General features: G+C 62.6%; 2 protein-coding genes. One reads left to right on the top strand and one right to left on the bottom strand.

The window, feature by feature from the left end:
- The first annotated feature begins 452 nt into the window (after positions 1-452).
- On the top strand, positions 453-2,333 hold the full coding sequence (gene typA / locus Q0629_RS06245) for a translational GTPase TypA (RefSeq protein WP_298780304.1): 1,881 nt from the start codon (positions 453-455) through the stop codon (positions 2,331-2,333).
- A 151-nt stretch (positions 2,334-2,484) separates the two neighbouring features.
- Here the strand turns inward: typA and Q0629_RS06240 are convergent, their stop codons facing one another.
- On the bottom strand, positions 2,485-4,086 hold the full coding sequence (locus Q0629_RS06240) for a peptide ABC transporter substrate-binding protein (protein ID WP_298780302.1): 1,602 nt from the start codon (positions 4,084-4,086) through the stop codon (positions 2,485-2,487).
- Positions 4,087-4,358 lie beyond the last annotated feature (272 nt).

The following is a 4,358-nucleotide window of genomic DNA, read 5'->3' as shown; positions in this document are numbered from 1 at the left end:
ATCCATCCTCGGCGACTTCAAGCACCTCCTGGAGAGCGTCAAGGCCATCAAGGCGGACGCGGACGCCTCCGACAACTACCTCGTTTCCACCAAGATGGACGATTACATCGAGAGCTACAGCAAGGCGATCTGGATGATCTCGCAGGCATCCATGTAGGGCACGAGCCTTCGGACGAGGGCCATGCCGTCGGGTAATTTTAACTAAAAGAGGGGCCGACAGGCTCCTCTTTTTTTGGCCCTTCTGCTCCGGCCCCGCAAAAACAGTGCAGCGATCTCCCCTCCGCGCGCCCTCGAAGACCATACCGCGGCCTTCGAATTGGGGCAAACCGACAAAAAGCGCTTGGCGGCGGGCCGTCTTTTGCGGTAAAATGCAGTGCGTTTTTTTGAGGAACGAAAAGGGGAAACGTTCTCCGCAGGGGGAACCTATTTTCATTTTGGGAAGGCAAGGACCTATGCAGGCAGAAAAGATCAGAAACCTGGCTATCGTAGCCCACATTGACCACGGCAAGACGACCTTGATCGACTCCATCTTCAGGGCGGCTCAGACCTTCAGCGCCCACACGCAGGTTGCGGAGCGCGTGATGGATTCGGGCGCCATCGAGCGCGAGCGCGGCATCACCATCCGCTCCAAGCCCTGCACCGTCGAATGGGGCGGGTACCTCATCAACATCATCGACACGCCGGGGCACGCGGACTTTTCGGGCGAGGTGGAGCGCATCCTGGACTCCGTCATCCTGATCGTGGACGCCAACGAGGGCCCTATGCCCCAGACGCGCTACGTGCTGCAGCACGCGCTCTCCATCGGCATGAAGCCCCTGGTGTTCATCAACAAGGTGGACCGCGAGGGCGCGGACCCGAACGGCGCCCTCAACAAGACCTTCGACCTCTTCTTTGAGCTGGGCGCAACGGACGAACAGGCAGACTTCCCCGTCCTCTACGGATCGGGGCTCGCCGGCTGGGCCGTGAAGGACCTGAGCGACCCGCGGCGCGACAACATGGACGACCTGTTCCAGGCCATCATCGACTACGTGCCGGCCCCCGACGTGGACCCGGACAAGCCCTTCCTGATGCAGGTCAGCACGCTGGCGTGGAACGAGTATGTGGGCCGCATCGGCTGCGGCAAGATCCTGCAGGGCCACATCCGCAAAGGGGACCCCTTCGTGCGGGTGTCCACGAAGTGGAACACCACGGACCACACGGGCACGGACTGGACGACGACGGGGCAGGAGAACGCCCGGGTGGTGCAGCTGTGGGTGACCCGCGGACTGGAGCGCGTCGAGGTGGACGAGGTGGGGGCCGGCGACATCGTGTGGCTCACCGGCCCGACGGAGATCGACATCGGCGACACCTTCGCTGCGGAGGCCATTGCGGACCATCCCCTGAAGCCCTTGTCCATTGAGGAGCCAACGGTATCCATGTTCTTTCTGGTCAACACGGGCCCCTTCGCGGGGCGGGAGGGACAGGCCGTGACGCTTCGGCAGCTCAAGGCCCGCCTCCAGCGGGAGATGCACGTCAACGTTTCCCTGCGCATGGAGGACCTGGGCCGTCCGGACGGCGTCAAGGTGTCGGGGCGCGGCGAGCTGCAGTTGAGCATCCTCATCGAGGAGATGCGGCGCGAGGGGATGGAGTTCTGCGTTTCAAAGCCGGAGGTCATCACGGAAACGCGGGATGGCGTGAAGATGGAGCCCTACGAGCTGGTGACCGTCGACGTCCCGGACGAGTACCAGGGCATCGTCTTCGAGAAGATGTCCCAGCGCAAGGGCAAGGTGAAGAACGTCGTCAACCAGGACCGCGGCCTGCTGCGCATCGAGATCGAGATCCCGACGCGGGGCCTCATCGGCTACCGGGGGGAGTTCCTCACCGACACCCGCGGCCTGGGCATCATGTCGAGCTGCTTCTCCGGCTACGCGCCTTGGGCGGGGGACCTCGTCACGCGGAGCCGCGGCTCCCTGGTGAGTCTGGACACCGGAGAGGCCACGGCCTACCAGCTGGAGAACCTGCAGGAGCGGGGGACGCTCTTCATCTCGCCGCTGGACCCCGTGTACAACGGCATGATCGTGGGAGAGAACAGCCGGCCGGGGGACATGCCCTGCAACCCCACCAAGAGGAAGCAGCAGACGAACCACCGTTCCGCCACCAAGGAGCTGACCACAAAGCTCGACGTCCCGCGCCGCATGTCGCTGGAGAAGGCCATGGAGTGGATTGAGGCGGACGAGCTCGTCGAGGTCACGCCGCAGTCCATCCGCCTGCGCAAGGCCATCCTGGACGAATTGGAGCGGCGGAAGGCAACCCGAAGGGCCGGGGGAGAATCGGACCCCTCCAACAGGAAGTAAATCCGGGGCAGTAGGACGGACGTCAGCATATTCAAGGGCAACCAGCTGAGCTGGTCGGCACATTGCCCAACTAAAAGAGAAGGGGGGCGGGCGAAGCCGACCCCCTTCTCTTTTAGCACCAGGCCGCAGGCCCTCCGCCCTCGTCCTCTCGCTACGGCTCCACGACTTCAGCGCCACGGAAGAACACCCAGTTGCGCGGCGACATGTAGATCCCCTTCACCCGGGCGCTCTGCATGTAGGGCGTCGAGTAGAAGTAGAGCGGCAGCACCGGCAGGTCCTGCATCAGGATCTGCTCGGCCTTGTGCATGTCCTCAATGCGTTTGGCGCGGTCCATCTGCTTCAGGGAGTCCTTGATCAGGGCGTCATACTCCTCGTTGGCGTAGCCGGCGACGTTCTCGGGAACGCCCGTCTGCCACAGCTCCAGGAGGCTGCCCGCGTCGAAGAAGTCCACCAGGTAGCCGTGGCGCGCGATGTCGAAGTCCTTCTCGTTACGGGTGTTGATGAAGACCTTCCACTCCTCGTTCTCGAGGTCCACCACAACGCCCAGATTCTGCCTCCACATGGCCTGAAGCGCCTCCGCGATGGCCTTGTTCCAAAAATCGTTGTTATATTTGCACTGCACCTTGGGGAAGCCCTTTCCGTCCGGGTAGCCCGCCTCGGCCAGGAGCTTCTTCGCCTGCTCTACGTCGGCGCGCGGGGGGAGGTACTCCGTCTTGTCCTCGGCGCGGAAGTCCACCATAGGGTCATTGGGATTCACGCCCGGGATGCCGTAAGGGATCAAGCCGTTGGCCAGCTTCTGCCCAGCTATCGTCACCTTCTCGACGACGGCCGTGCGGTCGACGGCCAGGGCAAACGCCTTGCGCACGCGCGCGTCGTCAAAGGGCCTGCGGGTCGTGTTGAAAACGTAAAAGTACGTGCCCAGGGTGTTTCGCATCCTGGCCTCGCCGCTCTGCAACAGCTGCGGGAGCATGGAGCTTGGAATGGTGTGGTTGTAGTCCACCTTCCCGTCCCTGAAGGCCGCCAGGGCCGCGTCGGCGTCGTTGATCATGACCATACGGAGCCTGTCCAGCTTCACCTTGTCTGCATCCCAGTAGTGAGGGTTCTTCACCAGAGTCATCTCGCTGTTGTGCTTCCACTCCGTGATCGTGAAGGGCCCGTCGCAGGGGAAGGAGCCCGATGCAGGCCAGTCCAGGGGGTCCGTCTCGACCACGTCGGCCCGTGCCGGATAGAAGACGTGGTAGGACAGGTAGTCCAACATCATGGGGCTGGGGTGCTCCAGGTCCAGGCGCAGCGTCCTCTCGTCAACCGCCGCCACACCCAACTCATCCAGCTTCGCCGTGCCCTTGAAGCACGCCTCGGCGTTCTTGATGAAGAAGCCGATATGGGCGAAGGGACAGGCGTTCTCCGGGGTGAACATGCGCTGGACCCCATACCGAAAGTCCTCCGCCGTCATGGGCTTGCCGTCGGACCACTTCAGGCCCTCCCGAAGGTGGAACGTCCAGGACAGGCCATCCTCGGAGACCTCCCAGCTCTCGGCGCACCCCGGCTCCGGCGCGTCGTCAAGGCCGATGCGCACCAGACCTTCGCTGATGTTATAGAGCACCGTGGAGCCATCCACTGCACTGTTCAACACGGGGTCGATCGTCCGCGGCTCGATGCCCAGGTTGTAGACGATCTCCCTCTCCCCGGCCCACGCCGTCCCCATCAGACACAGCACGGCCACCAGCGCAAGAAGCCACTTCTTTCCCTTCATCAACACACGACCTCCTTCAAAAAACAATTTAGATGACAGACGGGGGCCAGGCGACCCTGGCCCCCTCTTGCGAGGCGTCGGCCTCAGCCCCTCGCTAAAGCACCGGTCCTGATACTCACGCCTCAACAATTCAGAAATAGAGGCAACTTACGCCGTCGCTCCTATGCTTTCAAGATCGCCAAAGGGTTTGTGAGTGAAAACGCGGATACCCATCGTTTACTCCACATTAAGCTCCTCTTGATTATCCAAGAGCGGCCGCCTTTCTTTTCATT

The sequence above is a fragment of the uncultured Fretibacterium sp. genome (assembly GCF_938030725.1).
Classification (GTDB): Bacteria; Synergistota; Synergistia; order Synergistales; family Aminobacteriaceae; genus Fretibacterium.
The sequence above is the reverse complement of the archived record's forward strand: the minus strand, read 5'-3'. Positions and strand labels throughout refer to the sequence as shown.